This window comes from Pigmentiphaga kullae (genome assembly GCF_004216695.1).
GTDB classification, from domain to species: Bacteria; Pseudomonadota; Gammaproteobacteria; order Burkholderiales; family Burkholderiaceae_B; genus Pigmentiphaga; species Pigmentiphaga kullae.
Map to the genome: position 1 here is coordinate 1,445,978 of NZ_SGXC01000002.1, position 24,542 is coordinate 1,470,519.

The following is a 24,542-nucleotide window of genomic DNA, read 5'->3' on the forward strand; positions in this document are numbered from 1 at the left end:
CTGGTTGACTAGCGCACCGCCTCGCGCACCCGGCGCACCTCGGGCAGGCTGACGGCGCTGGCCTGGTTGCCCCAACTCTGGCGTATGAACGACACCACCGCCGCCACATCCTGGTCGCCCAGCAACTGGCCGAACGGCGGCATGCCGTGCGGCTGGGGATTGCCCGCCGTGGCCGGCGCGAAGCCGCCCGACAGCACCATGTGCACCGCGTTGTCCGACGAAGCGGCAACGACCGAGATATTGCCCGCCAGCGGCGGCCACGCGGGCGAGCGCCCCTGGCCATCGGCGCCGTGGCACTGGGCGCAATGCTGCTCGTACAGCTTGCCGCCCACGCTCATCAGCGCGGGCGAGGCGGGGCCGGACACCGAGGCGGTGTCCGTACCGACCGCCGGCAGCGACTTCAGATAGACCGCCATCGCGTCCAGGTCGGCGTCGTTCGCGTACTGGAACCCTTGATGGACCGCCTCGGCCATCGGCCCCGCCGCATGCGAGCGGGGCGCGATGCCGGTCTTGAGCAGGTCGACGATGTCCTGCCGGCTCCAGTCCCCCAGGCCGGTCACGCGGTCGCCCGTCAGCGGCGGCGCATACCAGGACTGACCGCCTATCAGCGAACCGGCCAGCCCGGCATCCAGCGCCATCGCGCCCAGGCGGTTGCGCGGCGTGTGGCACTCGGCGCAATGGGCCAGGCCCTGGACCAGATAGCGCCCGCGCAGCCAGGCCTCGGACGGCTGCGCCGGAGCCGGTTCGTCCGACGTCGGCCGGAAATAGAAGGCCCGCCACACCGCCACCAGCCAGCGCTGGTCATAGGGAAAGCCGAGCTCGTGCGGCCGGTTCGCCTGCGCCGCCGGAGGCAGCGAACGCAGATAGGCGAACAGCGCGTCCGCGTCCGTGCGCGAAACGTGGCGATAGCTGGGATACGGAAAGGCCGGATACAACAGGCTGCCGTCCGGCGCCTTGCCCTGATGCAGGGCGCGCCAGAAATCGTCGGCGCTCCACTTGCCCAGGCCGTGTTCCGGATCGGGCGTCAGGTTCGGCCCATAGAACGTGCCGAACGGCGTGGCCAGCGCACGGCCACCGGCAAAGGCCTCGCCGCCCGGCGCGGTATGACAACCCACGCAATTGCCCAGGCGCGCCAGATAGCGCCCGCGCTCGATCTGCTGCCCGCCATCTTCCGCGGCAACAACCCGGACGGGCGCATCGTACTCCCTGTGCCCCATCCAGAACACCGTCCCCACCGCCGCGACGGCCGCCGCCAGCACACCCAGCAGGAATCCACGCTTGTTCATGGCCGGCTCCCCACGTGCACCTGGCTGCCGCACTCCATCGGCATCGGCTCGGGCAGGCTGGCGGCCGGGGCCACCTCGCGCACCGGCTGCGAAGACAGCCACCCCGCCACCGCGCTGACGTCCTCGGGCGTCAGGCGACGCGCGATGTCCGCCATGCAATCGGGCGCGATCGCCTTGCGCAGGCCATTGGTCCATGCGCCGAACTGCGAGCTCAGGTAGTCATGCGGCAAGCCCAGCAACGCCGGCACCGCCGGCAGCACACCGGACAGCGCCTGCCCGTGGCAGGACACACATGCGGGCACCCCGCGCGCGCGGTCGCCCTCCATCACGAGCCGCCGGCCATGCTCCAGCGTGGCGGCCGGCAGGCGCGAAGACTTGGGGTCGGGGTAAGGCGGATGCTGTTCGGAGAACCACACGGCGATCTGCTTCAGATACTCGTCCGACATGTTCTCGAGCAGATGCTGCATCGGCCGGTACTGGCGCTGGCCGGCACGGAAATAAACGAGCTGGTTGTACAGATAATCGGCCGGCTTGCCGGCGATGCGGGGGTAATAGCCATCGGGCCCGGCGCGGCCCTGCTCGCCATGACAGGCCGTACAGGCCGCCATGCGTCCGGCCATGGTGCCCGGTTCGAGCTTCTCGGACTGCTGAGCCGACAACGGCGCCGACAGGGCCATCGCGGCAAGTCCCCCCAGGATTTTGTATTTGTAGTTGACGAATGGCATGAGTCAGCGAGGCCACGGCGTGAAGCCGCGCCTCTGGGCAGCGTTTCGACACAGGCAGTGTACTCGGGGTTGGTGGGGAAACGCGGGGAGTGGGACGCGACCGATCGTCGCATGGGCCTACATGGACCAGGATGTCCTCGGCAACGTTGCCGTTCACGTTCATCGGACGGATCATCCTTGGTCCGAACCAGCGTGCCCTACTTCGCCTGCTCCAATCCCCGATAGCTGTTGATGGTCGTCAAAGCCTGCGTACGCGCCAGGTTTTCGGTTTCGACCAGATCCTGCCATCTCGTCCAGCAGTGCGGATCAAGGATGTCGTTGTTCCCGAAATAGTCGTGGACCGCGACGTGGGCCTCGTCCCAGACCCGCATCGCGTCCTGAACGTCGTTGATGGTCAGCATGGTGGCCTCCTCGAGAAAGGAGATGGGCAGCAACTGTCGTGCCTGAAGGACGATTTCTGGAGTTGCCGAGGCGCTTCATGGCAACGATGGCTCTGTTGCTTGATTTTAAATTATTTGTTAGTACAATAATTCATGAAATCGTACCTTACCTGGGACGAAGACAAGCGCAGGAAAAATCTGGAAAAACACGGATTGGATTTCGCCAATGCCACTTGGGTCTTGGATAGCGATATCCGGTTGGACATTACCGTCTGGCGCAATGGCGAGCATCGCATCCATTCTTTCGCCTACGTGTTCGACCAGTTGATGGTGCTGGCGCTGGTACATATGCATCGTGGCGGTACAACACGTGTCATCAGTTTCCGTTCCGCCAGCAAGGAAGAATCAGAGGAATATCATGCCTGGCTCGAAGACCCAGACCAATCGTGAGAAAGCCCTGCTTGCCATGAAGAAGCCGCCGGCCAGCGGCTATTTCGAGTGGGATGGCAAGGATGAAGATGAACGTCCGCTGACCAGGCAAGAGATGGAAGCCGGAGTGGAGGAAGCGCGCAAGCGCCGTGGCCGGCCAACCGGCAGCAGCAAGTCCGCCACGACCATTCGACTGGACGAAGAAGTCCTGGCCGCCTTCCGCGCCACCGGCAGGGGTTGGCAGACACGGATGAATAACGCCCTTAAGGACTGGCTCAAGACGCATTCGCCTGGATAGCCTTCTTATGCCCAATCTGCTGGCTCTCGTGAGAGAAATCAGGCGGACGTATCTCCCCCAAATCCCCTCAACGCAAAGAAAAACGGCTTGAGGGTCGTGGACCTCAAGCCGTTTAAGTCCCTGATTTAACAGGGTAATTCTGGCGCGCCCGGCAGGATTCGAACCCACGACCCCTTGGTTCGTAGCCAAGTACTCTATCCAACTGAGCTACGGGCGCTGCAAAGAAATAAGATTATAGCGACACTTTTTTCGGCTTGCAAATCGGGGGCTGAAAAATCTGCAAACCGCGCATTCCCCCTACCCCGAATGCTTGCCGCGCCCGCTCTTGCCAGGGTGCTCCGCCCTGCCCCGTGGCGTGTGCGAGACGTCGAAATCCGCGCCCGGCAGGCGCTGTACCAGCATGTCCAGGAAAGACCGGGCCGCGGTAGTCAGGGTCCTGCCCCCGGGATAGACGGCAAAGATATTGACCGGCGGCGGCAGCCAGTCCTCCAGGACGCGTACCAGCCGGCCCTGGCGCAGTTCCTCCGCGCACAGGTCCAGGGGCAGCGCGGCGATGCCCAGGCCCTGGCGTGCCGCCTGCAGCAGCGCGGACAGGTGGTAGGTGGTGAAGCGCGGTTCGAAGCGCACGACGCTGGTTTCCCGGCCGCGCCGGAGCCGCCACAGCCATTCGGTGGTCTTGCGCCCGAATCCCAGGCAGGGCATGGCAGCCAGGCCGGACGGGTCGGCCAAGGTGTCCACGCCGGGCAGGCCGGGGCTGGCCATCAGGGCGAAGGGGCTGGTGATCAGTTTGCGCGCGACGATGTCGGCGTCGGGCAGCGCTTCGAACGCGGGGTAGATGACGAGGTCGGCCGAAACGAAGCGCGGGTCGAAGATGAGCGCGCTGGCCTCGAAGTGGAGCCGCACGTGGGGGTGGGCCAGCGCGAACTCGGTGGCCAGTTGTTCGACGGCGATCTCGCTCAGGTAGGGCGGCGCGATGACGTGCAGGGATCCGGTGGGCACGGCCTGCAGGCGTTCGGCCAGTGCCAGCAGCTTGTCGGCCTCGGCGGCCACCCGCGCGCACTGCCGGTAGCACTCCTGTCCGAAGCTGGTCAGCACGAACTGCCTGGGACCACGGTGGAAGAGTGGCGCTCCCAGGCGGCGCTCGAGGTCGGACAGCCTGCGCGCCAGCGTGGACTTGGCCACGCCCATCTGTCGTCCGGCGGGCGACAGGCCGCCATGGTCGACCACCATCTTGAACACGTACATGTCGTCCAGGCCGCGCATGGATTCGTTCCTTTTCCAGTACGTTAGCGTTCCAATAACAGAACGAACTCGGGCAGTTCACGATGCTACGCTTCCTTCACCACAAAGGGGAGCCCATGCCATGAACCCGAACGATCCAAGCGTCGTGGACACGCCTTACGGCCGCCTGCTAGGCGCCCGCGAGGGCAAGGTGGTCCGTTTCCTGGGCGTGCCCTACGCCCTGCCCCCCACCGGCAGCCGGCGTTTCGCGCCGCCCCGGCCGCTGGCCGAAGGCGATGGCCGGTTCGACGCGACGGCGCCCGCGGCCATCCCGCCGCAGTTGCCGTCGAGGCTGGCCAAAGTCATGGGCGACTATCCCGCCCGGCAGGACGAGGACTGCCTGCACCTGGACATCTGGGTACCCGTCGACCGCCCGTCCCGGGCGCCGGTGTTCGTGTTTCTACATGGCGGCGCGTTCATGACGGGAGGAGGTTCGCTGCCCTGCTACGACGGCGCCGTGCTGGCCGAGCGCACCGGCATGATCGTGGTCAACGTGACCTATCGCCTGGGCGCACTGGGTTTCCTGCCCATTCCCGGAGTCGCGCCGGCCAACCTGGGGCTGCGCGACCAGATGGCCGCGCTGTCGTGGATACGCCGCGCGATCGGCGCGTTCGGCGGCGATCCGGCCAACGTCACGGTGGCCGGACAGTCGGCCGGCGCGTATTCGATCGCCGCGCTGCAAACGCGCGCGGACGGTCCGGAGCTGTTCGACCGCGCCATCATGATGAGCACGCCGCTGGGCGTGGCCTTGCAGACGCCGGCGGAGAAGCGCGAGGTGGCCGATATGTTCACGCGCGCCGCGGGGATCGATACCGCGGCGCCGGACACCCTGTCGCGGCTGCCGGTCGATGCCATCCTGAAAGCCCAGTTGCAGGTACTGCGGCAGACGGTTCCGGCCAGTCCCGGCGAAGTCACGCCGCCCTTCATGCCGACGGTCGACGGCGAGGTGATCGCCGCGCCTCCGCTCGCGGCCGCCGGGGCAGGCGCCTGGTGCGACACCATCATCGGCTACACGCGCGAAGAGAACGCCGCGTTCTACGTGGACGACGCCGCCATGCGCGACCTGCCGGCGGACACCGTGCGCGAGGTGTACCGGGCCCTTCATGGACAGGCCGGCGCCGAGCGGTATGAACAGGCGTGCGCCAGCCGGACGCCGGGCACGCCCATCGCGGCCTTGATGGACCTGCGGTCCGACCTGGATTTCATCGAACCCACGCTGGCCTATGCCCGCGCGCTGGCCGCCAAGGGCCGCTCGCCTTTCGTCTATCAGTTCGACTGGCAGTCGCCCACGCCGGGCATCGGCGCCTGCCACTGCATCGACCTGCCCTTCCTGTTCGGCAATCTGGCCGTCTGGCGGGACGCCCCCATGGTGGCCGGTGCGGATGCCGCCGAGCTTGCGGGACTGAGCCGAAGTTTCCAGGACATCTGCGCGGCATTCGCCCACACCGGCGACCCCAATCGCACGACGCTGCCCCCGTGGCCCGGCCATGCGCAGGACGGCGCCGTGCTGCACATCGACCGCCGCATCCAGGCCTGGTACGCCCCGCGTTGAATCCCTTCCCAGCAAGGACCACCATGGACACTTCCTCCGCATCGGCCGCCGCGTCCGGCGACGCGCCGCGTTCGCGCCTGGCCCGCATCGGCGTCGTGGCGATCTGCTTTCTGATCGTGCTGCTGGACGGTCTGGACACCACGTCCATCGCCTTCGTCGCGCCGGCGCTGGCGCGTGAATGGGGTTTGCCGCCCGCGGCGTTCACGCCGGCCTTCGTCGCCACCAGCGTCGGCGCCGTCGTGGGCTACCTGGCCTGCGGCCCGCTGGCCGGCTGCTGGGGCCAGCGCACGGTGGGGGGCCTGAGTGTCGTGCTGTTCGGCCTGGGCACGCTGTTGTCGGCCTGGTCGCCCGATGTCCCGGTGCTGGCGGCGCTGCGCTTCGTCGCGGCCGTGGGCCTGGGCGGCGCACTGCCCGTGGCGGTGTCGGTGGCCGCCGGCGCAACGCCGGCGCGCTACAAGGAAACGGCGGCCATGCTGGTGGCGGCGGGCCTGTCGGCGGGAGCCGTTATCGGCGGCGTGGCCGGCGTGCCCTTGATGCGGCAGTACGGCTGGCATTCGGTGTTCATGATAGGCGGCATCCTGCCGCTGGTGCTGCTGCCCTTCTTCCTGAAAGCCATTCCCGGCCGCAGCCTGGCAACCCTGGCCGCCCGGCCGGCCCAGGGCGGCAGCGTGGCGGCGCTGTTCGACCGCCGGTGGCGGCTGCGCACCTGGCTGTTGTGGCTGTTCGCCTTCCTGATCTTCGTGGACGCCTATGCCCTTACCTTCTGGATTCCCACGCTGCTGGCCGAGTTCGGCTTCGGTCCCGCGCAGGCGCCGGCCGCGACGGCCGCCTTCGGCATGGGCGGCCTGCTGGGCAGCCTGGCGATGATGGCGCTGGTGGCGAAGCTGGGCGTCAAGCGGCTCCTGGCGATCACGACGCTGATCGCGATCGCCTCGATACTGGTCGTGAACCAGGCCGCGTTGGCGCCTGGACAGGTGCTGGCCGTGATCGGCGGCATGGGTGCCGGCCTGATCACTGGCTGCGTGGGACAAAGCGCGCTGGCGGTGTCCTACTACCCGCCCGAGATCCGCACCACCGGCGTGGGCTGGGCCGCCGCCGCGGGCCGCATAGGCTCCATCGCCGGACCGGCGCTTGGCGGCCTGATGCTGGCGCTGAACTGGAGCCCCCGGGACATCGTGCTGACCGCGGTCGTGCCGGCCGCGGCCGCGCTGGCGGTGCTGGCAGCGCTGGCCTGGGTGGACAGGCGCCCGGATGCCGGCCATGCCCCGGCACGGGCTACGTCCATCACCTGAATCCTGGACCGCTGGTCGGCCACCCCACGGTCACGGCTCGCGCAACGAGTCCGGTTCCCTCAGCACCTCGACCAGCGCCTCCCGAAACGCGGCGATGGGCCGCGCCAGCCGGCCCGCCGGCTCACGGTGCAACAGCCAGGCGCGCACGCAGGGGCGGAAATCAGGCGACGCGATGACCTCGACCTCGTCGCGCCACGCGCCCCCCGCGAATGCGGCGGGCGTCACGATGCCGATGCCGAAGCCGCGTGCCACCAGCGACATCCTCAAGTCCACGCTCAGCGCTTCGACCGCTACCTGGAGAGGCAGCCGCTCGGCCTCGAACCGATGGCGGATGAAGGCCCGGAAGCCGCAACCGTTTTCGTTCATGACCCAGGGGAAGCGGGACAACTGTTCCAGGTCCGGACGGCGCGGCACCTTCAGCGAACGCGCGGCAACCAGCAGCACCCGCTGGGCGCCCAGGTCATCGCACACCAGAGTCTCGGGCGGGGGCACGCCATCGGCCAGGCACACCGCGACGGCATCCAGTTCGCTGCGCGCGACCTGCTCCACCAGGCGCGGCGACCAGCCCGAGGTCACGCGCAGGGTCAGCGCCGGGAAATCGGTGCGCAGCCGATCGAAAGGTTGCATCAGCGCGGCTTCGGACAGATAGGGCATGATGCCGAGCCGGAATTCGCCCTGCACTTCCCCGTGGGGCGACACCCCGGCCTTCAGGTCTTCCAGCGAGCGCAACACCCGGCGGCCGTGCTCGTAGGCCTCGCGGCCCGCCGCCGTCGGCTTCAGGGGCTTGGACTGCCTGTCCAGCAGGGTCGCGCCCAGGCGCTCCTCCAGGTTCTGCACGCGACGTGTGACGCCCGGCTGCGTCAGGTGCAGGCGGGCCGATGCGCCGACGATGGAACCGGTTTCCACCACCGCCACGAAAGCTTCCAGGTCATGGATATTCATGACGTCTGCGCATAATGATGATGCGAAGGATTGAATTGCCTGATCATGCGATAGAAAAATAAAGTTTCTGTTCGATATGCAATTAATTTATCAAACGGAGCTTTGCATGACCACCTGCGGCAAGTCCGGGGCCCTGGCCCCGCGCGCGTCTCCATCGACCCGGCCCCCGGTGCTGCTGTTCGGCACCGCCACCGGCGTCCTCGTCACCAATCTCTTCGCGCCGCAGACGCTGGTTGGCGTCATGGGCGCCTCGCTGGGCCTGGCACCGATGGCGTCGGGCCTGATGGCGATGACCACGCTGCTGGGCTATGCGGCCGGACTATTCCTGCTCGTGCCCCTGGCGGACGTGGCGCCGCACCGCCGCCTGGTGCGCGCGATGCTGGCGGTCGCCGCGGCGGCCGCGGCAACCGCCGCGTGCAGCCCCTCCGCCGCGCTGCTGCTGGCGGCCTTGTTCGTCCTGGGCGCGGCCAGTTCCGTCATCCAGGTGCTGGTGCCCATCGCCGCCGCCATGGTGGGCCCCGAAATCAGAGGACGAGTGATCGGCGACATCATGGGCGGCCTGATGGTGGGCATTCTGCTTTCCCGTCCGCTGGCCAGCCTGCTGGCCGACACGCTGGGCTGGCGCGCGTTCTATGCCGCCAGCGCCGTGGCGTCGCTGGCGCTCGGCCGGGCGCTGGTGCGCGGCATTCCCGACCGGCCGCCGCCGCCCGGTCCGCGCTACCTCGATCTGATCGTGTCGCTGGGATCGCTGCTGCGCCGCGAACCGGTCCTGCGCCGGCGCGCGGCCAGCGCCGCCCTCAGCATGGCGGCCTTCAGCCTGTTCTGGACCGCCGTCGCGCTGCGTCTCGCGCAGCCGCCCTACTCGGTGGGACAGCGCGGCATCGCCGTGTTCGCGCTGGTGGGCGCGGCCGCCGCCTTCATCACGCCTTGGGTGGGCCGGGCCGGCGACCGGGGCTGGACCCGGCCGGTGACGGCAATCTCCCATCTCGGCATGATCGGCGCTTTGCCCTGGCGGCCTGGGCCGCAAGCACCGGGCACGGCGGCCATGCGCCCTGGATCGCGATGGGCCTGGCGGCCATCGTCCTGGATGCCGGCGTCACCGGCGACCAGACACTGGGACGGCGCGCCGTCAATCTGCTGGATCCCGCGGCCCGCAGCCGCATCAACGCACTGTTCGTCGGCCTGTTCTTTCTTGGCGGCGCGGCCGGATCCGCACTGGCCGGCCTGGCATGGAGCCTGGGCCAGTGGCAAGCGGTATGCGCGACCGGCGCGGCGCTCGGGCTGGCAGCCTTGCTGGTTCCTGGCGCCCCGAAATGAAAACCGGGGCCGGGGCCCCGGTTCCGGCACTGTGCGGCGGTCGAGACTCAGCGGCCGCGCCGGCCGTCCTGGCTCGTCACGCTGTTGGCGCTGTCGAGCTTGGTCTGCTGTTCTTCCAGCATGCGGATCTGGCGCTGCAGGGTATTGAGCTGTTCGCGCGCGGCCTGCCGTTCGTTGGCCAGCGCGGCGGCTTCCTGGCGGGCCTGCTCCTGGCGGGCGGCCACCTGCTGCTCCTGCTGGCGCTGCATGCTCAGGTCGTTCTGCAGCGCGTTCAGGCGCGTCTCGTTGGCGCTGATCTGCTTTTCGGTCACGGCGCGCTCGGCGTCGAGCTTGATGCGGCGGATGTCCACATCCGCCAGCTGCACCGTCTGTTCGACGAAGGCCTTGTAGGTCTGCTCCGCCTGCGACTCGGAAGTGGTCTTGACCACGCGCCAGAAATTCTTCTGCTGGAACATCGCCACGTAGTAGGTCAGGTCATCCGCCTTGAACAGCAGGCTGGCTCCGTAGTTGCCGTTGTACGTGGTGCGCAGTTCGTTCAGCGTGCGGTTCTGTATGAGCTGCTGCAGTTCCGCCATCGTGCTGTTGTTGGAAGCAGACTGGGCGGCATCGACCGGCCGGGCTGGCGCGGCCTGGGCCGGCGCCTGCGCCGCCGTCCTGGCGGTCGCGTTCTGGACCACCTGGGCGGAGGCCCCCAGGGATGCCGCGGAAAGCAACAGTGCGATCCCCACTTGTCGGAACATTCTGCATGTCCTCATTTTCATTCCAGCTTCCTTGGTCATATCGAGTTCGTCGGACAGGCCGTAACAAAGCGTGTCCGATTTTAATGAAAGTACGGCGCCTTGGGCTCTTTATTGAGCCTTTTTTGGCGCCAAGGCACTCCAAATCAGTCCAGTTCGCCCGCCACCTCGGCGTCCTGGCCGACAATCTGGTACTTGCGCATCTTTTCCCACAGCACCTTGCGGCTGATTCCCAGGAAACTGGCGGTGTCCTGGCGCCGCCAGCCGTGGGCATCCAGCGCGCCCACGATCCGGTTGCGCTCGGCCAGTTCCTGCGGGCTGCGCTCGTTGGCCGGTATCACCCCCTCGGCCAGCGACGCGAAGATGCGGCCGATGCGCTCCCGGTCCCAGGCCCGGAACTGCCTGACCATCACCCCCACCCGCTCGGCCACGTTGCGCAGCTCGCGCACGTTGCCTGGAAAGCGCGTGCGCGTCACCAGGGCCGCCAACCAGTCGGGCACCTCGTCTTCCTGCTCGGGCAGGATCTGTCCCAGCAGGGCCTTGAAGATGGCGATCTTGTCCACGGCGCCGCGCTCTTCCAGGTTGGGCACCTGCAGTTCGATCACCGCCAGGCGGTAGTACAGGTCGGCCCGGAACAGCTCCTGGCGCACCAGTTCGCGCAGGTCGCGGTTGGTCGCGGCCACGAGGCGGAAATCCACCGGGATCTCGGCCGTGGAGCCCAGCCGGGTCACGCAGCTTTGCTCCAGGACCCGCAGCAGCTTCACCTGCTGGTAGAGCGGCAGGTCGCCGATTTCATCCAGGAAGAGCGTACCTTCCTGGGCCTGCTCGAAATACCCCTTGTGCGCGAAGGTCGCGCCCGTGAAGGCGCCCTTGGCATGGCCGAAGAAGTGCGACTCGAACAGGCCGTCGGGGATCGCGCCGCAGTTGACCGCCACGAACGGCCCCTTCCCATAGCGGCGATGCCCTTCGTGCAGCAGCCTCGCCACGCGCTCCTTGCCCACGCCAGTCTCGCCCCGGATCAGTACCGTCGAGTCGCAATCGGCGAAGGCCTCGACCTCCGACAGGAAGACCCGCATGCAGGCTGAAGTGGCGATGAGCGGTTCGGCCGCCTTGGCACGCGAGCCCTGCTCCCGCACCACGCCCGCCACCTTGAAGACCAGCGTGCGCAGCTCGGCCGCGGTGAAATCGGCGGTCAGGACGTTGGAATACTCGGGCGGATAGACGCGCGGGTCGCTGTTGCGGGCCTCGGCAGCCACCCAGACCACCGGCATGCCGTGCCCGGCCTGCCAGTCGCTGACGCTGAAACTCGGGCGGTCGATGACCGTGACCGAGATGATCGCCACCGACATGCGCACGCTCGTCACGTCGCGCGATACGGCGATGTTGTCCGCGCGGATCACGTCCGCGTCGAAATTGGCCAGCGCCCGTGCGACACGGTCGGCAATATCCGATTTGCCTTCCCAGACGTAAACGTCGAGATCATCTTGTGAAGGTCGTGTCTTCATGGCGGTACGCCCGCTCCCTCCATCGTTGTCGTTCGCGCTCAATAGACGAGTCGAACGTTGTCGCATTCCAATGACATGAGATGCACGTCGGTCTGTCCGATCTTGATGCCGACCAGCCCGTCGAGCAGGTTGGCCAGCAGCTTGCCCACTTCGTTCAGCAAGGGTTTGAGCAAGCCGACCAGCGGACTCAGGATGGCCTGCAGCAGGTTCTGCGATTGGCCGCTGCCTCCACCGCCCAGCAGACTGCCCAACAGATCGCCCACGGCATTGAGCAGCCCGCCCAGCAAGCCGTTGCTGGCGGTCGTCTGCAAGGCCTTGATCAGTTCGGTCCGCATGCAGGCCTGGTTGCAGGACCCCAGCAGCGGCGTGACGGTCTGGCGCCAGAGCGTCGGCATGGCGCAGGTCCCCAGGCCCAGGAGGCCGCACGGACGGGGCCAGGTGATGCCGTCCCCGAGCAGCTTCTGTTCGATCACGCTGGGCGTGTAGCCGTATTGGTTCAGGTACTTGTCCGCCACCTGCGTGGCCGTGTCGGCGGGGAAGGCTTCGAGCTGGGCGCCCTGGCCCGCGGACGACTGCGCCAGCAACAGCGCCAGCAACTGGTTGACCAGGTCCTGCACCGTGTCGCCCAGCGGCAGCTCGTTCCGGCCCACCGTCTTGGTCTGGTCCACTTCCAGGGTGGTGTAGACCGGATCCTGCGCCAGGATGTCGGGCTTGACCTGCCCGTGCAGCAGGTTGATGCCCAGCAGCTTGACGAAGGTCTCGTCCTGCAGGCCGGTCGCGCAGACGTCGTGGGTCGACCACAGCGTGGATTCGTTGATCTTGCCCATGCACAGCTTGGCGATGGACGAATCGACCTTGATCGTGGCCTTGGCCGGCGCCGTGCAGCTCATGCCGGTAAGCGTGCCTTGCGAACTGACCACGTCCAGCACGATGGGCAGCTTGACCTGCGTGCCGAGCAGCCCCAGCAGGCCGCCGACCAGCCCGCCGTCGGTCGCGATGTCGACGAAGGTGCGGACCTGGGCCGTGTAGGCCTTGGTACCCAGGCCGCCTATGCCGACCGAGGGCGGTTCGATGATGCTGGCGCGCACGTTGGTCTTGAGTCCGACGGCGGAACTCACGGCGGCCGGCAGTCCCAGATTGACGGTTACCGCATGATTGGACACGCCGACGCCGACCGCGGCGGTCAACAACCCCAGCGCGTCCAGGTCCACGTTCAGCGCCGAACCGGCGCTGGGCGCCTGGATCAGCGCGAACAGTCCGCTCGTGACGCTGTTCGAACCCAGCTGGACCAGCAGCGTATCGATGCCCAGCTTGGCGGTCAACGCGTTCAACAGCGAAGCGTTCAGGCCCAGCAGGCTGTTCTGGTTCGCCAGGCTGACGATGGCGTTCAGCAACTGTCCGAGTTCGACCTTGCGGGCGGCCAGCAGGCTGTTCAACTCGCCTACGCTCAGGTCCGCGCCCACCGGGATGCCCAGTTGCTTGAGCAAGCCGCTGGGCGTGATCTTCACGCCGGCCAGGCCGGCATAGGTTCCGATACTGAGGTCTTCGCAAAGGTTCGCGCCCACGACCCGGAGCAGCACGCACAAGGGGGCGGTCTGGGAATTCGTGGTCGCGAGTTTCGAGCCGACCCAGAAGGACGCGACGGGGGCTTCCTGGACGGCGATGGCTTCGGCATAAAGGGACCGATTACCCAGGAACGGCAACACCAGGGGGATCTGTTGGGAAATGGCGACCTTGATCGCATTGAAACCGGCCGTGGATTTGGGTGTGCCGAAATACTTCTTGCCGCCAGCGCCGCTGTAGGACTCGGATGGAGGTTCCATGGTCTGCACGGTGTTCTTGGTCGAATCCGGATTCGGATCCCACCGGCCGCAGACCGGTTCGGGTGACGATGCCATCGACAGCGCGAAGCGCTGCAGGTTCAGGTTGGCGTTGCCGCGCGCGGCCGCCTGCGCGGCAACGCAGCTGTCCCGCTCCAGTTGCTGGGCGCCGGCCAGCGCGGCCAGGTCGGCGGTCTTCTGCAGTTCCCGCTTCATGTAGAAGAGATAACCCAGGTCCGCCGAGGCCAGCAGGGTCACCGATACCAGCATCGCCGCCGCGGCCGCGATCAGCACCGATCCCCGCTGGCGCGACAGCGGCGCCCGGGAAGCGGAAGAGAACGAGGGGATACGGCGATGCGGTGTCATGAAAGCCTGCCTATTGCTTCGGCTGCGAGGTCGTCTCGTAGTACTCGGGGATGGGATGCGAGTAGCTGTCGATGTAGCGCTTCCAGCTGGGGGACGCCGTCGCGCCCAGCATGGGCAGCGCCTGGCCCGCCTGGCGCCCTTCGGCCTGCATGCGCAGTACCTCGCTGGTCACGTCGCCATTGGGCCGGCTCCTGCCCTGCGGCGCGGCCAATGCCGCCGCCACCGCGGGCTCCGTCCTGGGCGCGGCGGCAACGGCAGGCGCCGCGGCTGCCGGTGCGGGCTGGGCGGGGGTGGCCGCTTGCGGGGTGACCACGGTGGTCACGCGCTGTTCGGGCGATTGCACCACCTGCTGGCGCGCCGCGGGCGCGGTCTGGGCCGCGGCAGCCGGTGCCTGGCCCGGCCCCGGCACCTGGCGCACGACCGGGGAAGCGGGACGTGTCGCCGCCGGAGCCGCCGGCGTCGGTGCCGCGCTCTGCTGCCGAGCCGCGCGCAGTTGCGCCTCCCGCTGCGCCTGCGCGGCTTGCTGCTGGGCCTGTTGCTGTGCCGCTTGCTGCTGCGCGGCCGCCGCGCGGCGGGCCTGCTCTTCCGCCTGGGCCTGGCGCGCGGCTTGTTCCATGCGCGCCCGCTGCTCGGGCGTCTCTTGCAGCATGGACCCGGTCACCGGGGCGTTGCTCTGAGCCTGCGCCAAGGGTGCCGCCAGCAGCGCGGCCAGCATCAGGTAACGGCTGGCGCGCCGGGAAGCGGACTGTCCGTGCGGGCAATGGCTGGTAGGTTTCATGATCGCCTTGATTCCACTTGTATTCGTCATCGTTGAAGAAGGTCCTGTCGCATCGGCCTGCCGGCGTCAGGGGATGGCCGAGTTGAACCGGTCCAGCATGGACTGCATGGGCGCACGCACCGGCTGAAGGACAGGTGCGGAGACCTGCCGCACCGCGGGTTCGCGCGCGGTATCCGTGGGTTCGGTCTCCTGCACGGCGGTCCGGACCACCGCGGCCTTCGGCGCCGCCACAGGGGCCATGGGCACACGGGACATCTCGGGCGCCAGGGACGAAACCGGGAACGGGCTGGCCGCCGGCGGAGGAACCGGAACCGCGGCCGGAGCGGGATCCGCCTTCACGACCGCGATCGGACGGGACGCCTGGGGTGCCCGGCGCGCAATGTCGTCGGCCAGCTTGCGCACCGCCACGCGCGCATCGGGAGACAGGCCGGCCTTGTCCATGACGGTGCCGGCCCGCCCTGCATCGCCCGACACCAGCAGCAGCAGGGCCAGGTTGGCCAGGATCCTGGAGTTTTCCGGCGCCAGCTCGGCGGCCTGCGCCAGCGGCAGCCGGGCAGCGGCGGTTTCGCCGTTGCGCAGCAAGGCATAGCCAAGGTCGCTGACGATCAGCGCATTGGTGGGATCGAGGCGCGCCGCCTCGCGCAGCGATACCACCGCGGCCGGGTAGTCGCCGCGTGCCCCTGCCAGCAGACCCAGGCCCTGCGCGGCCGCCGCGCCGACTTCCGTCTTCAGCAAGCGGCGATAGACCGCTGCGCTTTCCTCGGACTGCCCGGCTTCGCGCAGCGCATGGGCCCGCAGCAGCTCGACGTCGGGCGCCGCGCCATGGCGCTGCTCGAAGGCATCGATATGCGCCAGCGACGCGAAGTAGAGGCCCTTGCCCTGCATCTCCCGGATCAGCGACAGATACATGCCACGGCTGTCCGCCGCGGGTTCGTCGTTTGCGACCTGCTGGCGCATCATGGCTTCGTCGTTGAACTTGGGCGCCGATACGCCGTAGCCCGAGGGCACGGTGGAACTGCACCCCGCCGCCAGCAGCACGACTCCGAGCAACCCGGCCATGCGCACCGGGTAATGAATGGCCCCGGTCATCTCAACCTCCCATTCTCGCCAGGCCGCGGAAAACTGCCAGGAAACCCGCACCGCCCGTGACGATGATCAGAGCGGGCAGCAATGTCAGCACCATGACGCCGGTCATCTTGACCGTCAGCTTGCCGACACGCTCCTTCAACTCCATCCGCCGCTGTTCCCGGACACGCTCGGAAAACTGCTTGAGGGGTTCCTGGACCGCGCCGCCATGCCGGTCGACCTGGACGATCAGCCGCGCCACGGCCGCCAGATCCTCATTGCCGAAACCGGTGGCCAGTCGCTGCAACGACTGCTCGCGGGACAACCCCCGGGCATGCTGGTTGACGGCGATCTCCAGTTCGACTGCCAGTACCGGCAACACCATGCGGAACTCGGTGACGATCACATGCAGGCTCTGGTCGATCGACAAGCCCACGCCTTGCAGCAGGCGCAGCAAATCGATCAACAACGGCAGTTCTTCCTTGGCCTTGCGGCCGCGCGAAGCGGCCACACGGCGAAGCGTCCACTTCGGCACCATGTAGCCGAGCGCAAACCCCAGGAACAGGGAAAGCACCGTGCCAAATGCGCCGCCGCCACCGAATGCCCAAGCCAGGACAGGCACGACAATGGCCAGCACGACACGTGCGAAGATGAACAGCGAGCGCGCCCGTCCCAGGTCGCCGAAGCCGCAGCGATCGATCAACTGCCGGTCCTCGGCCTCGAGCAGATAGTTGCCCAGCCGTCCCCGTTCCCATTTCTCGCCCAACTGCGCCGCGCCATCGAACATGGCGCTCACCCGGCCTCGCCGGACAGGCGACGCCACATTGGCAAGGGCATCCTCCAGCACGGGATTGGTCCGCGCGGTGATGGCGCTGTCCACGACCAGGCGGCTTCGGTTCTGCCTTGAGCCACGGATCAGGACCGCCACGCCCACCAGCAACGCGGCGGCGGCGAACAGAACCAGGGAAGCAACGGTCAATAATTGTGTAGACATAGCTTCAAACCGATTTGGCCATGCGGTACAGCCAGAAAGAGCCGACCAGTTGCAGAGCGAAAGCGCCCATCAGCATCTTCTGGCCAACCGGGTCGGTCCACATGCCCACGAACATGGCGTTGTTGAAGATGACGATGAACCCGGCGACGAAAATCGGCAGCAGCCCCAGGATCCAGGCCGACAACCGGACCTCGGCGGAGAGCGCGTGCAACTCCTCTCGCGCCTGCTGCAAGTCGCGCATGAACGACGCCATGCGTTCCAGCACCACATCGCTGCGGCCGCCGAAACGCAACGCCACGCCGATCACGGCGGCGACCAGCTCCAGCTCATAGGAACGATAGAGCCTGGCGGCATGCACCAGAGAAGCATCCAGTTCCATGCCCGCCCGGTTCAATTGATTGGCCCGCTCGAGCACCTCGAACAAGGGCGCATCAACCGAGGAAACCGCGGTCTGGAAAGCCGATCCCAGGCTATTGCCGATGGTGATGAGCCGTACCAGGGCATCGATGAAACCCGGCAGCTGCCGCACCATTTTCTGCCGGCGCTTGTCCGCCCGCCACCAGAGCTGGAACAGAACCGCCAGCACCACCAGGACGAGCATCACCATTGCAGCCAGACCACCGCCGAACAGCAGGGCCAATACAGGCATGGCCACAAGCGCCACGAGCCAGGGGCCGTAGAAAGCGGGGCCGGGCTCGACGCCGGCACGAAGCAGCATGTTCTGGAACCGCCCGCGCACGCCCCGAGGGCGCACTGGCGGGTAGAGCTGTTGGGCCGCGGCCACGACCGCGCGGGTGGGGTCGAAGGACCGGCTGAGCTGCTCCTCGACGAAGGCGCTGGTCGCCTGCCGGCGCCCTCGTTCGCTCGCGCTCTGCCACAGCCACAATCCCGCCGCCACCAGCAGCAGCGCGATGCACAACACCGAAAGTAGCTGGGCCGACATCATCGCCCCCTGGACCAGAAACCGCCCCCGCCGCCCGCAGGCGGCTCCGGCGCCATCGTCACGCGCAACTGGTCACGGTACTTGGCCAGCTTCGGCGTGTGCGGATGTATGCCGAGCGATACCCAGCGATCCTTCTCTTCGCCATCGGGACCGACGAAACTCTCGTGGCGATAGAGTTCCTGAGTAGAGATCACGTTGTCGCCCATGCCGGTGACTTCCGAGATCGACACGATGCGCCGGCGGCCATTGGACAGACGGGCAATCTGCACGATGAAGTCCAGCGCGCTGGCGATCTGCCTGCGCAGGCTGTCTTCGCTGCCCTGGAAGCCCGCGAAGCCCGCCAGCATCTCCATCCGGTACAGGCATTCGCGCGGGGAGTTGGCGTGTATGGTCGCCATCGAACCTTCGTGGCCGGTGTTCATGGCCTGCAGCATGTCCATGACCTCGGGCCCGCGGACTTCGCCGACGACCACGCGGTCCGGCCGCATCCGGAGGCTGTTGCGTATCAGATCGCGGATGCTGATGTGGCCCGCGCCATCGAAGCCGCCCTGACGGGATTCCAGCCTGACCACATGGGGGTGGTTCAGCGACAGTTCAGCAGTATCCTCGACCGTGACCACGCGCTCGGTCTCGGGAACGAAGAACGCCAGCGCATTGAGCAGCGAGGTCTTGCCGGAACTCGTTCCGCCAGAAACCAGGATGTTGCAGCGCTCCCGCACCGCCAGGCTCAGCAGGCGGTGGATCTCTTCGTTGAAGGTCCCCAGCGCCAGCAGGTCGGCCGGCTTGAGCGGGTCCTGGCGGAACTTCCGGATGGACACCATGGGGCCGTCCACCGCCAGCGGTTCGATGACCACGTTCAGGCGACCGCCGTCCGGCAGGCGCGCGTCCACCATGGGGCTCGACTCGTCCAGCCGCCGGCCCAGCGGCGCCAGGATGCGGCGCACGATGCGCAGCAGATGCTGGTTGTCGCTGAAGCGCAGGACTTCCCGCTGCAACACCCCGCGGCGCGACACGAACACGTTGTCGTGGCCGTTGATCAGGATGTCCTCGACCGCCGGATCGGCCAGCAGGTCTTCCAGCGGCCCCAGTCCGGCCAGCTCTTTGGTCAACGAGGCCGCGACCTGCCTAAGCTCGGTTTCGTTGATGGGAACTCGGCGCAGGCGCACGAAACTGTCGACCTCCAGGTCGACGAACTGCTGGATCGCAGTCCGGGACCAGCGCCCGAATTCCGCGCCCAGTTCCTCGATGCGCGACAACAGATGCTCGTGCGCCGCGGCCTTGACGTCCTGGAAGCGCTGGGTGTTGGCAAACGCCGGACTATCGTCGGCAAACTCGATCGATGCCGTCATGATGAGACTCTCCGCTGCATGTTTGCCCGTTTCAAACCGGAATCTTTCTTCATCGCGTCACCAGGTGCTTGTGCAGATTCGGCAGCCACCGCGACAGCCATTTCGCACCCGGCGGCAAAGCCTGGTCATACGCGCCCAGCGAATCCACCAACCCGTGCACAGCCCTCACATAGGGGTCGCGGTCGGCCACCTCGTGCAGCAACCGGCCCTGGTTGGTGCTGTTCATCAGCGCCAGCGCGCGGTCGGGCAACGTTCCCAGCAACTGCACGTCGAACCGCTGTGCGATCTGCTCGGCGGTCATGCCATAGCGCTCGTCGTAGCGGTTCACCACCAGCCGCATCCTGGCGCGGTCCACGTCGCGGCCGTCCAGGTCGCGCAGGACGTCCGCCAGCGAGACCAGGGCGCCCACCGACTGGTCCGTGACGATCCACGCCTGGTCGGCGGCCCGTACCATGCCGGCCACGAAGTCCGGATTGGAGAATCCGCCCACGTCGGCCACCAGCAGGCCGAAGTGCTGGCGCAGGCGGTCCAGCAGTCCCAGCGAATCCGCATGCGATACCGTGCGCATCTCGGCCAGGTCGCGCGGCAGCGAGATCACCGCCACGCCGCTGGCGCTGCGCGTAAGCGCGGTGTTGACCAGGGTCTCGTCGAAGCGGCGCAGGTTGCGTACCGCCTCGGCGAAATGGAAGCTGCCGGATACGTTCAGATAGAGCTGGCCGTCGGCCACGGGCAGGCCCAGGTCCAGCAGTGCCGCGGGACCGCGCAGGCTGCTGGCCGGCCGCCCTTCCGCCGCCGGTGCCGCTTCCCCCTGGACTTGCGCCATGGAGGTCAGATGCGCCGCCAGCGTGGTCGTACCCAGCCCGGCGCGCACGCCCAGCAACACCACCATCTGGCCGCGTCCCGGCACGCCGCTCGTGGCATGGGACTGCAGCACGCGCCGCACGACATCGCGCACTTCGGACTCGTCGGCCGGATCGATGAAATCCCGCACGCCAGCCCGCAGGGCAGCCACGGCGCCCTGCGGCCGCATCATGCTGCCCACCGCGACGACCGGCAGCGCGGGCGCCACGCGCGCCAGCGTCTTCGCCAGGTCACTGGCGTGCAGCAGCCTGCCGGGTTCGTTGTCGTCCGAGCCGAAATCCAGCAACACCATCTGCGGTCCGAGTTCGGCCAGGCGCGCCGACAATCGGTCGGGAACCACGTCTTCCTGAACAACCACGCCATCATGCCTCAGCACCGCGGCCAGACGCTGCGCCGATGAGCTGTCGCCGGTGAAGAACAGGAAACGGCGAGTATCCAACAAACTCGCCAACTCCTTGCTCGGGGCGTTCATATACGACTCCTACAGATACCCGGTAACAACCGACTACTTGGAAAAACCAGGCAACTCATCATTGCTCGCGACACCCAGCAGGAAATGGCCCCAGGCATTGGTCGCGGAGTCACGCTTCTCGTTCGCGCCCGGCATGGGCGGTTTGACGCCCTTGGCCAAAGGCTTGACCAGGTGCGGCGTCACGACGATCAGCAGCTCCTTTTCCTTTTGGGAGTACCTCATGTTCCGGAAAAAGGTACCTATGATGGGCAGGTCTCCCAGGAACGGCAGCTTGTCCAGATTCGAAGTGGTCGAACGCGACACCAGACCGCCGATCACGAAGCTCTCGCCGTCGCCGAGTTCGACCGTGGTGTCGGCCCGGCGGGTGATGATGGCGGGGATCTGGATATTGTTGAGCGTGATGCCGTTGGTCCAGTCCAGGTCGCTGGCCTCGGGCGCAACCTTGAGTGCGATGCGGTCCTTGGCCAGCACCGTTGGTGTCAACGTCAGTCCGATCCCGAAAGGCTTGTACATGACCGTGGTCGTGCCCAAGCCACCGGCCTGCGGCACGGGCAGTTCGCCCCCTGCCAGGAACTTCGCACTCTGGCCGGACAAGGCAACCAGCGTGGGCTCGGCCAGCACGCGCGCCAGACCGTTGGTTTCCAACAGGCGCAGGTTGGTATCGAGCAGGAAATTGCCGCGGCTCAACCCCAGGGTCAGGTCAAAAGCCTTGCCGGTAGGCGCGAGGTCGCTGGCCAGGCCGAAGCTGAAGCTGCCGCGTCGATTGGAAGCGGAAAAATTGAAGCCGGCTTCCTTCATCACCTGCTTGCTGAATTCCACGACCTTGACTTCCACCTGAACCACGCCGCCTGTTTCGATGGTGGAAGCATCAAATACGTTTTCTCCCCCCACAGCGTCGCTGGCCGCGGCCGCGGCACGATGATGCGACAGCATCGACGGCGACAGTCCGCTCAACACGGCCGCTTCCCCATAGACCTGAGCCTTCGCTCCGTCCCCCTCGCCCAGCAGCGTGGCCAGGTCGCCCGTCACGCGGACCAGGTAGGCCTGGGGCGCTGCGGCGCCCCGCTGCCAGACCGATACCATGGTGGTACCGGGCTTCTTGCCCACCACCAGCACCCCGCCCTTGCGGCCGCCGCTGCCCTTCTGGATCACGACGTCGGCCACCTCGGGATCGACCACCGACACACGCTCCAGGTTGCCGGGAATGCTGAGCTGGTACTGATCACGCACCGCCACCGATATCTGGCGCGGACCGCCCTCGTCGGCCGCGCCGGCCGGCACGGCGAAGGACAGCGTCAACGCCATGGCCAGGGGCGCCAAACGCCGCACGAAAGCCTGATTGCTGATTTTCATTGAGGTTCTACCCGTTAAAACCCGACGACTTCACGCTTGGTGCCACGCACCACTTCCACCGTATTGCTCTCGACCTTGGGCGCGGGTGCGGGCCGCCGCGGCCGGACCTGCACCACCGGCGCGGGCCGCTTCACCGCGCCGCCCGACAGGCCTGTGAGTTCCAGGCCGGCATAGGCCTGGTTGTCGGCCAGCTCGAGCGCTTCGCGCTGCTCCTTGGTCAAACCGTTCTTTCCTGCCAGGACCGGCGGCGGCTCGGGAAAGAGGCTGGCATCCGGAGCGGTCGCGTCGGTGGGATTGCGCAGCACCAATTGCAGCTTGCCGTTCTGCGTGGCCAACAGCAGGCGGTTCACATCGGCGGTCGGCACGGCCAGTACCGCAGTACGGGCCGGCGGGGGCGGATTGTTGTTGCGTACCACCGTCGCGCCATCGTCCGACGGTGCATCGCCGGCGGCCGACGCGGTGCCATAGGTCAGCACGCGCAGACGCGACAGCAGCAACCTGGCCTGCGTCCTGGTAACGTCTTGTCCTTGCTTGAGCGTGAAGAACACGTCCACGAAATCCCCCGGAGAAACCCGGTTGCCCGTTCCGACCACCTCATCGACCGGCACCGCCACGGCCCGCTCGCCATCGTTCAGCAGCAGCGTGAGGCCTTTGACCAGGATGCTTTCAGTGACCGGCGTACCAGGACCGATATCGAACTTGGGAATCTTGCCCGCAAGATCGGTGGTTGCTCGATAGGCACCGGCCGGATCGATGGGTAGTTCCACGACCTTGAGCGCGCCCGTATCGATGGGTACCCCACCGGGAAGCAATTTGTCCGCCACGACCACTGGAATCCGTTTTTCGGACAATGGCGTAGGTGCGGCCGCCGGCTTGGCGACCGGAGCGGGTTTGGTCGCCAGCACGAAGGCATAGCCTCCCAGCAGCACCGCCAGCAACACCAGCATGGCTGCGACGATTTTGGTTACGTTGTTCATCAGCTTGTCGCCTCGATACTCGAAAAAAACTCCACGCGCCGGCCTGTCACGAACCCGACGTATTCCTTCCCAATTGCACGGTCGCCACGGCCGACAGGTCCCGTGGAATCCAGGCAGTGTTTTCGCCGAACAAGGACTGCAGCCAATTGCCCAGCGGCAACAGTTCCGGTATCAACGGATACTTCCGATAATCGACATAGGTCACGACCAGCGAGGCGCAACGCAGGCCCGCGGCATAGGTACACGCCTGGGCCGCCCTGAGCTCGCAGGCCACGGGCGCCTGCCCCATCGATGCGCGACGCTGACTCAGCCAGTCAACCGACTGCGCCACCGCTCCGCATGCCTCGGCCTGCAGCGATGCGCCCTCCTTCAATCCCGCCAGCGTCGACTGCAAGGCCACGCGTGCGCCTTCCTCCGCCGCTCGCGACAACGATTGCTGGGCGACGAAGATGCAGCCGTAGCTGATGATTCCGAACAGGATGACGAGAAACAACACGCAGACCAGCGAGAACTCGAGCGCGGCGACACCGCGCTGCGCTCGGCTCATACGGGCGGCCTCGGGCAGGGCAGCGCTCATGCTCCTCCCCCGGACGAACCCAGTTGCAGCGCCCCCGGATCCAGCGCCACCCTGGCCGTGGCGCTCAACACATCGGGAATGACGAGAAACGTGCCCGGCAGCGACGGCACGAGCGGATTCGCGCTGTAGGCGTAGCTCACGTTCAGCGTCGCAAAGCACATTTCTTCCTGCCGATACCCGCAGGCCACCGACGGTCCCGCTGGCGCCGCGCCCAGCGTCGTCGTGCACGACGCCGCCGTATCCATGGTGCCGTCCGCCTTCAGGCACGGCCCCTTGATCGAGGCGGTGCAGGTCGGCGTGATGGTTCCGCTCCCGACCTCTCCCAACCATGCCGCGCGCAGCTTCGCCACTTCGCAGCCATGTTCGAGGCGTCCCAGCATCTGCGCCATGAACCCGGTGCCCGCCGCGGAAGGAAGGTAATACCGCAGGCTTGCGCGGGCGCCTTCCTCGACCGCCAGCGTCAGCGACTGCTGCGTCGTGAAGATCAGGCCGAAGCTCAACACGCCATAGAGAACCAGAAAGAAGATAGGGAAAATCAGGGCGAATTCGAGCGCATAGGCACCCCGCTGCGAGACGACGCGATGCCATCGATCCTTCGCCACGGTGCGTATGTCAGCGTTTTTCACTATTGCCTCGAATTTCGCCATCTATGTTGAATACAGGGCCCAGATCGCCCCCAGGGCGAGATACGCCGCATAGGGGATGCCGGCACGGCCCGCCCGGATACCAGCCACCCAGGACGCCATCCGTTGAACCACATCCGGACTGCGGATCCTTTCCTGCACACCCGCCAACTGCAGGTCTGCCCAGGTGCCCAACGGATGATTCCGATGAACCATCGAAACCACTGCATGGATACCGGCCATGCCGCTGCCCAATAACCAGGCAATGACCAGAGGTGTCGGCTCCATCCAGAAACCCAATACTGCAAAAAACTTCACGTCCCCCGCCCCCATGGCCTTGAACACATAGAGCGGCACGAGAAAGAGCAGCGCGAGCAGCAAACCCATGCCGGCACTCGCCCATGCGCTGGTGAGTCCTTCTGGAGCCGTTCCACCGAAGACCAGCCAACCCAGTTTGAGCAGCAATCCCACCAGGATCAGCCAATTGAAAACACGGCGAAAGAGCAGGTCGCTGCCCACGACCAAGGCGCAGAAAACGACGAACACGAAAGCTTGACTGCCGTTGACCATATATTTATGACTCCCCCGGGCCATATCGACCCGGGGTAATTTTTCAATTT

Annotated in this window: 24 protein-coding genes and 1 tRNA gene; 5 read left to right on the forward strand and 20 right to left on the reverse strand. The window is 66.9% G+C overall.

Going from position 1 to position 24,542, the window contains the following annotated elements; genetic code table 11:
- Positions 1-8: 8 nt before the first annotated feature.
- The 3 genes from EV675_RS21195 to EV675_RS21205 all read right to left on the reverse strand — a co-directional run bounded on the left by EV675_RS21195 (position 9) and on the right by EV675_RS21205 (position 2,412).
- On the reverse strand, positions 9-1,286 hold the full coding sequence (locus EV675_RS21195) for a c-type cytochrome (RefSeq protein ID WP_130359512.1): 1,278 nt from the start codon (positions 1,284-1,286) through the stop codon (positions 9-11).
- Complete coding sequence (locus EV675_RS21200; protein ID WP_130359514.1) at positions 1,283-2,011, reverse strand: c-type cytochrome; 729 nt, start codon at positions 2,009-2,011, stop codon at positions 1,283-1,285. Before EV675_RS21200 ends, EV675_RS21195 begins: the two co-directional genes overlap by 4 nt.
- A gap of 197 nt (positions 2,012-2,208) precedes the next feature.
- Positions 2,209-2,412, reverse strand: coding sequence for a hypothetical protein (locus EV675_RS21205; protein WP_130359516.1), 204 nt, complete (start codon positions 2,410-2,412; stop codon positions 2,209-2,211).
- A gap of 132 nt (positions 2,413-2,544) precedes the next feature.
- On the opposite strand from EV675_RS21205, the gene EV675_RS21210 reads away from it, so the two are divergent.
- Positions 2,545-2,841 (forward strand): BrnT family toxin, encoded by a 297-nt coding sequence (locus tag EV675_RS21210; protein ID WP_130359518.1) that lies wholly within the window; start codon positions 2,545-2,547, stop codon positions 2,839-2,841.
- Positions 2,810-3,118, forward strand: coding sequence for a BrnA antitoxin family protein (locus tag EV675_RS21215; protein ID WP_242621524.1), 309 nt, complete (start codon positions 2,810-2,812; stop codon positions 3,116-3,118). The genes EV675_RS21210 and EV675_RS21215 overlap by 32 nt, the downstream gene beginning before the upstream one ends.
- 140 nt (positions 3,119-3,258) lie before the next feature.
- Here the strand turns inward: EV675_RS21215 and EV675_RS21220 are convergent.
- Both EV675_RS21220 and EV675_RS21225 read right to left on the reverse strand, forming a co-directional pair.
- Positions 3,259-3,335 (reverse strand) — tRNA-Arg (locus EV675_RS21220).
- Positions 3,336-3,415: 80 nt separating this feature from the next.
- Entirely contained in the window at positions 3,416-4,381 is a 966-nt protein-coding gene (locus tag EV675_RS21225; RefSeq protein WP_130359520.1) for a LysR family transcriptional regulator, read from the reverse strand.
- A 100-nt stretch (positions 4,382-4,481) separates the two neighbouring features.
- Here EV675_RS21225 and EV675_RS21230 point away from each other — a divergent pair, with 100 nt between their 5' ends.
- Both EV675_RS21230 and EV675_RS21235 read left to right on the forward strand, forming a co-directional pair.
- A complete protein-coding gene (locus EV675_RS21230) occupies positions 4,482-5,951 on the forward strand; it encodes a carboxylesterase/lipase family protein (RefSeq protein ID WP_130359522.1) in 1,470 nt (489 codons plus the stop codon).
- 23 nt (positions 5,952-5,974) lie between these two features.
- Positions 5,975-7,243, forward strand: coding sequence for an MFS transporter (locus EV675_RS21235; RefSeq protein WP_207222010.1), 1,269 nt, complete (start codon positions 5,975-5,977; stop codon positions 7,241-7,243).
- Between the two features lie 30 nt (positions 7,244-7,273).
- Here EV675_RS21235 and EV675_RS21240 read toward each other — a convergent pair whose 3' ends face one another.
- Positions 7,274-8,185, reverse strand: a complete 912-nt coding sequence (locus EV675_RS21240) for a LysR family transcriptional regulator (RefSeq protein WP_130359524.1) — start codon at positions 8,183-8,185, stop codon at positions 7,274-7,276.
- A 106-nt stretch (positions 8,186-8,291) separates the two neighbouring features.
- Between EV675_RS21240 and EV675_RS21245 the strand changes: the two genes are divergently transcribed.
- Positions 8,292-9,650 (forward strand): MFS transporter, encoded by a 1,359-nt coding sequence (locus tag EV675_RS21245; RefSeq protein WP_242621525.1) that lies wholly within the window; start codon positions 8,292-8,294, stop codon positions 9,648-9,650.
- On the opposite strand, the gene EV675_RS21250 is transcribed toward EV675_RS21245, so the two are convergent.
- From EV675_RS21250 to EV675_RS21315, 14 genes are all read right to left on the reverse strand, one after another.
- Positions 9,550-10,263 carry a DUF2968 domain-containing protein gene (locus EV675_RS21250; protein ID WP_130359526.1) on the reverse strand — a complete coding sequence of 238 codons (714 nt, stop codon included), beginning with the start codon at positions 10,261-10,263 and terminating at the stop codon, positions 9,550-9,552. The two genes, EV675_RS21245 and EV675_RS21250, sit on opposite strands and share 101 nt — an antisense overlap.
- Positions 10,264-10,385: 122 nt before the next feature.
- Positions 10,386-11,744, reverse strand: coding sequence for a sigma 54-interacting transcriptional regulator (locus EV675_RS21255; RefSeq protein ID WP_130359528.1), 1,359 nt, complete (start codon positions 11,742-11,744; stop codon positions 10,386-10,388).
- Between the two features lie 38 nt (positions 11,745-11,782).
- Positions 11,783-13,930 (reverse strand): TadG family pilus assembly protein, encoded by a 2,148-nt coding sequence (locus EV675_RS21260; RefSeq protein ID WP_130359530.1) that lies wholly within the window; start codon positions 13,928-13,930, stop codon positions 11,783-11,785.
- A gap of 10 nt (positions 13,931-13,940) precedes the next feature.
- A complete protein-coding gene (locus EV675_RS21265) occupies positions 13,941-14,708 on the reverse strand; it encodes a DUF3613 domain-containing protein (RefSeq protein WP_165404691.1) in 768 nt (255 codons plus the stop codon).
- Between the two features lie 66 nt (positions 14,709-14,774).
- Positions 14,775-15,797 (reverse strand): tetratricopeptide repeat protein, encoded by a 1,023-nt coding sequence (locus tag EV675_RS21270; RefSeq protein ID WP_130359534.1) that lies wholly within the window; start codon positions 15,795-15,797, stop codon positions 14,775-14,777.
- Between the two features lies 1 nt (position 15,798).
- On the reverse strand, positions 15,799-16,767 hold the full coding sequence (locus EV675_RS21275) for a type II secretion system F family protein (RefSeq protein WP_130359536.1): 969 nt from the start codon (positions 16,765-16,767) through the stop codon (positions 15,799-15,801).
- A 4-nt stretch (positions 16,768-16,771) separates the two neighbouring features.
- On the reverse strand, positions 16,772-17,713 hold the full coding sequence (locus tag EV675_RS21280) for a type II secretion system F family protein (protein ID WP_130359538.1): 942 nt from the start codon (positions 17,711-17,713) through the stop codon (positions 16,772-16,774).
- Positions 17,710-19,059 (reverse strand): TadA family conjugal transfer-associated ATPase, encoded by a 1,350-nt coding sequence (locus EV675_RS21285; protein WP_130359540.1) that lies wholly within the window; start codon positions 19,057-19,059, stop codon positions 17,710-17,712. The genes EV675_RS21280 and EV675_RS21285 overlap by 4 nt, the downstream gene beginning before the upstream one ends.
- A gap of 49 nt (positions 19,060-19,108) precedes the next feature.
- Positions 19,109-20,392: a CpaE/TadZ family protein gene (locus tag EV675_RS21290; RefSeq protein WP_130359542.1), complete on the reverse strand. Its 1,284-nt coding sequence runs from the start codon at positions 20,390-20,392 to the stop codon at positions 19,109-19,111.
- Between the two features lie 33 nt (positions 20,393-20,425).
- Complete coding sequence (locus EV675_RS21295; protein ID WP_130359544.1) at positions 20,426-21,745, reverse strand: type II and III secretion system protein family protein; 1,320 nt, start codon at positions 21,743-21,745, stop codon at positions 20,426-20,428.
- A gap of 14 nt (positions 21,746-21,759) precedes the next feature.
- Positions 21,760-22,722, reverse strand: a complete 963-nt coding sequence (gene cpaB / locus EV675_RS21300; RefSeq protein WP_130359546.1) for a Flp pilus assembly protein CpaB — start codon at positions 22,720-22,722, stop codon at positions 21,760-21,762.
- A gap of 46 nt (positions 22,723-22,768) precedes the next feature.
- Positions 22,769-23,299 (reverse strand): TadE/TadG family type IV pilus assembly protein, encoded by a 531-nt coding sequence (locus EV675_RS21305; RefSeq protein ID WP_130359548.1) that lies wholly within the window; start codon positions 23,297-23,299, stop codon positions 22,769-22,771.
- A complete protein-coding gene (locus EV675_RS21310; RefSeq protein WP_130359550.1) occupies positions 23,296-23,946 on the reverse strand; it encodes a TadE/TadG family type IV pilus assembly protein in 651 nt (216 codons plus the stop codon). The genes EV675_RS21305 and EV675_RS21310 overlap by 4 nt, the downstream gene beginning before the upstream one ends.
- The gene (locus tag EV675_RS21315) at positions 23,947-24,492 is read right to left on the reverse strand and encodes an A24 family peptidase (protein WP_165404693.1); all 546 of its coding nucleotides are present in this window, start codon (positions 24,490-24,492) and stop codon (positions 23,947-23,949) included.
- Between the last annotated feature and the right edge of the window lie 50 nt (positions 24,493-24,542).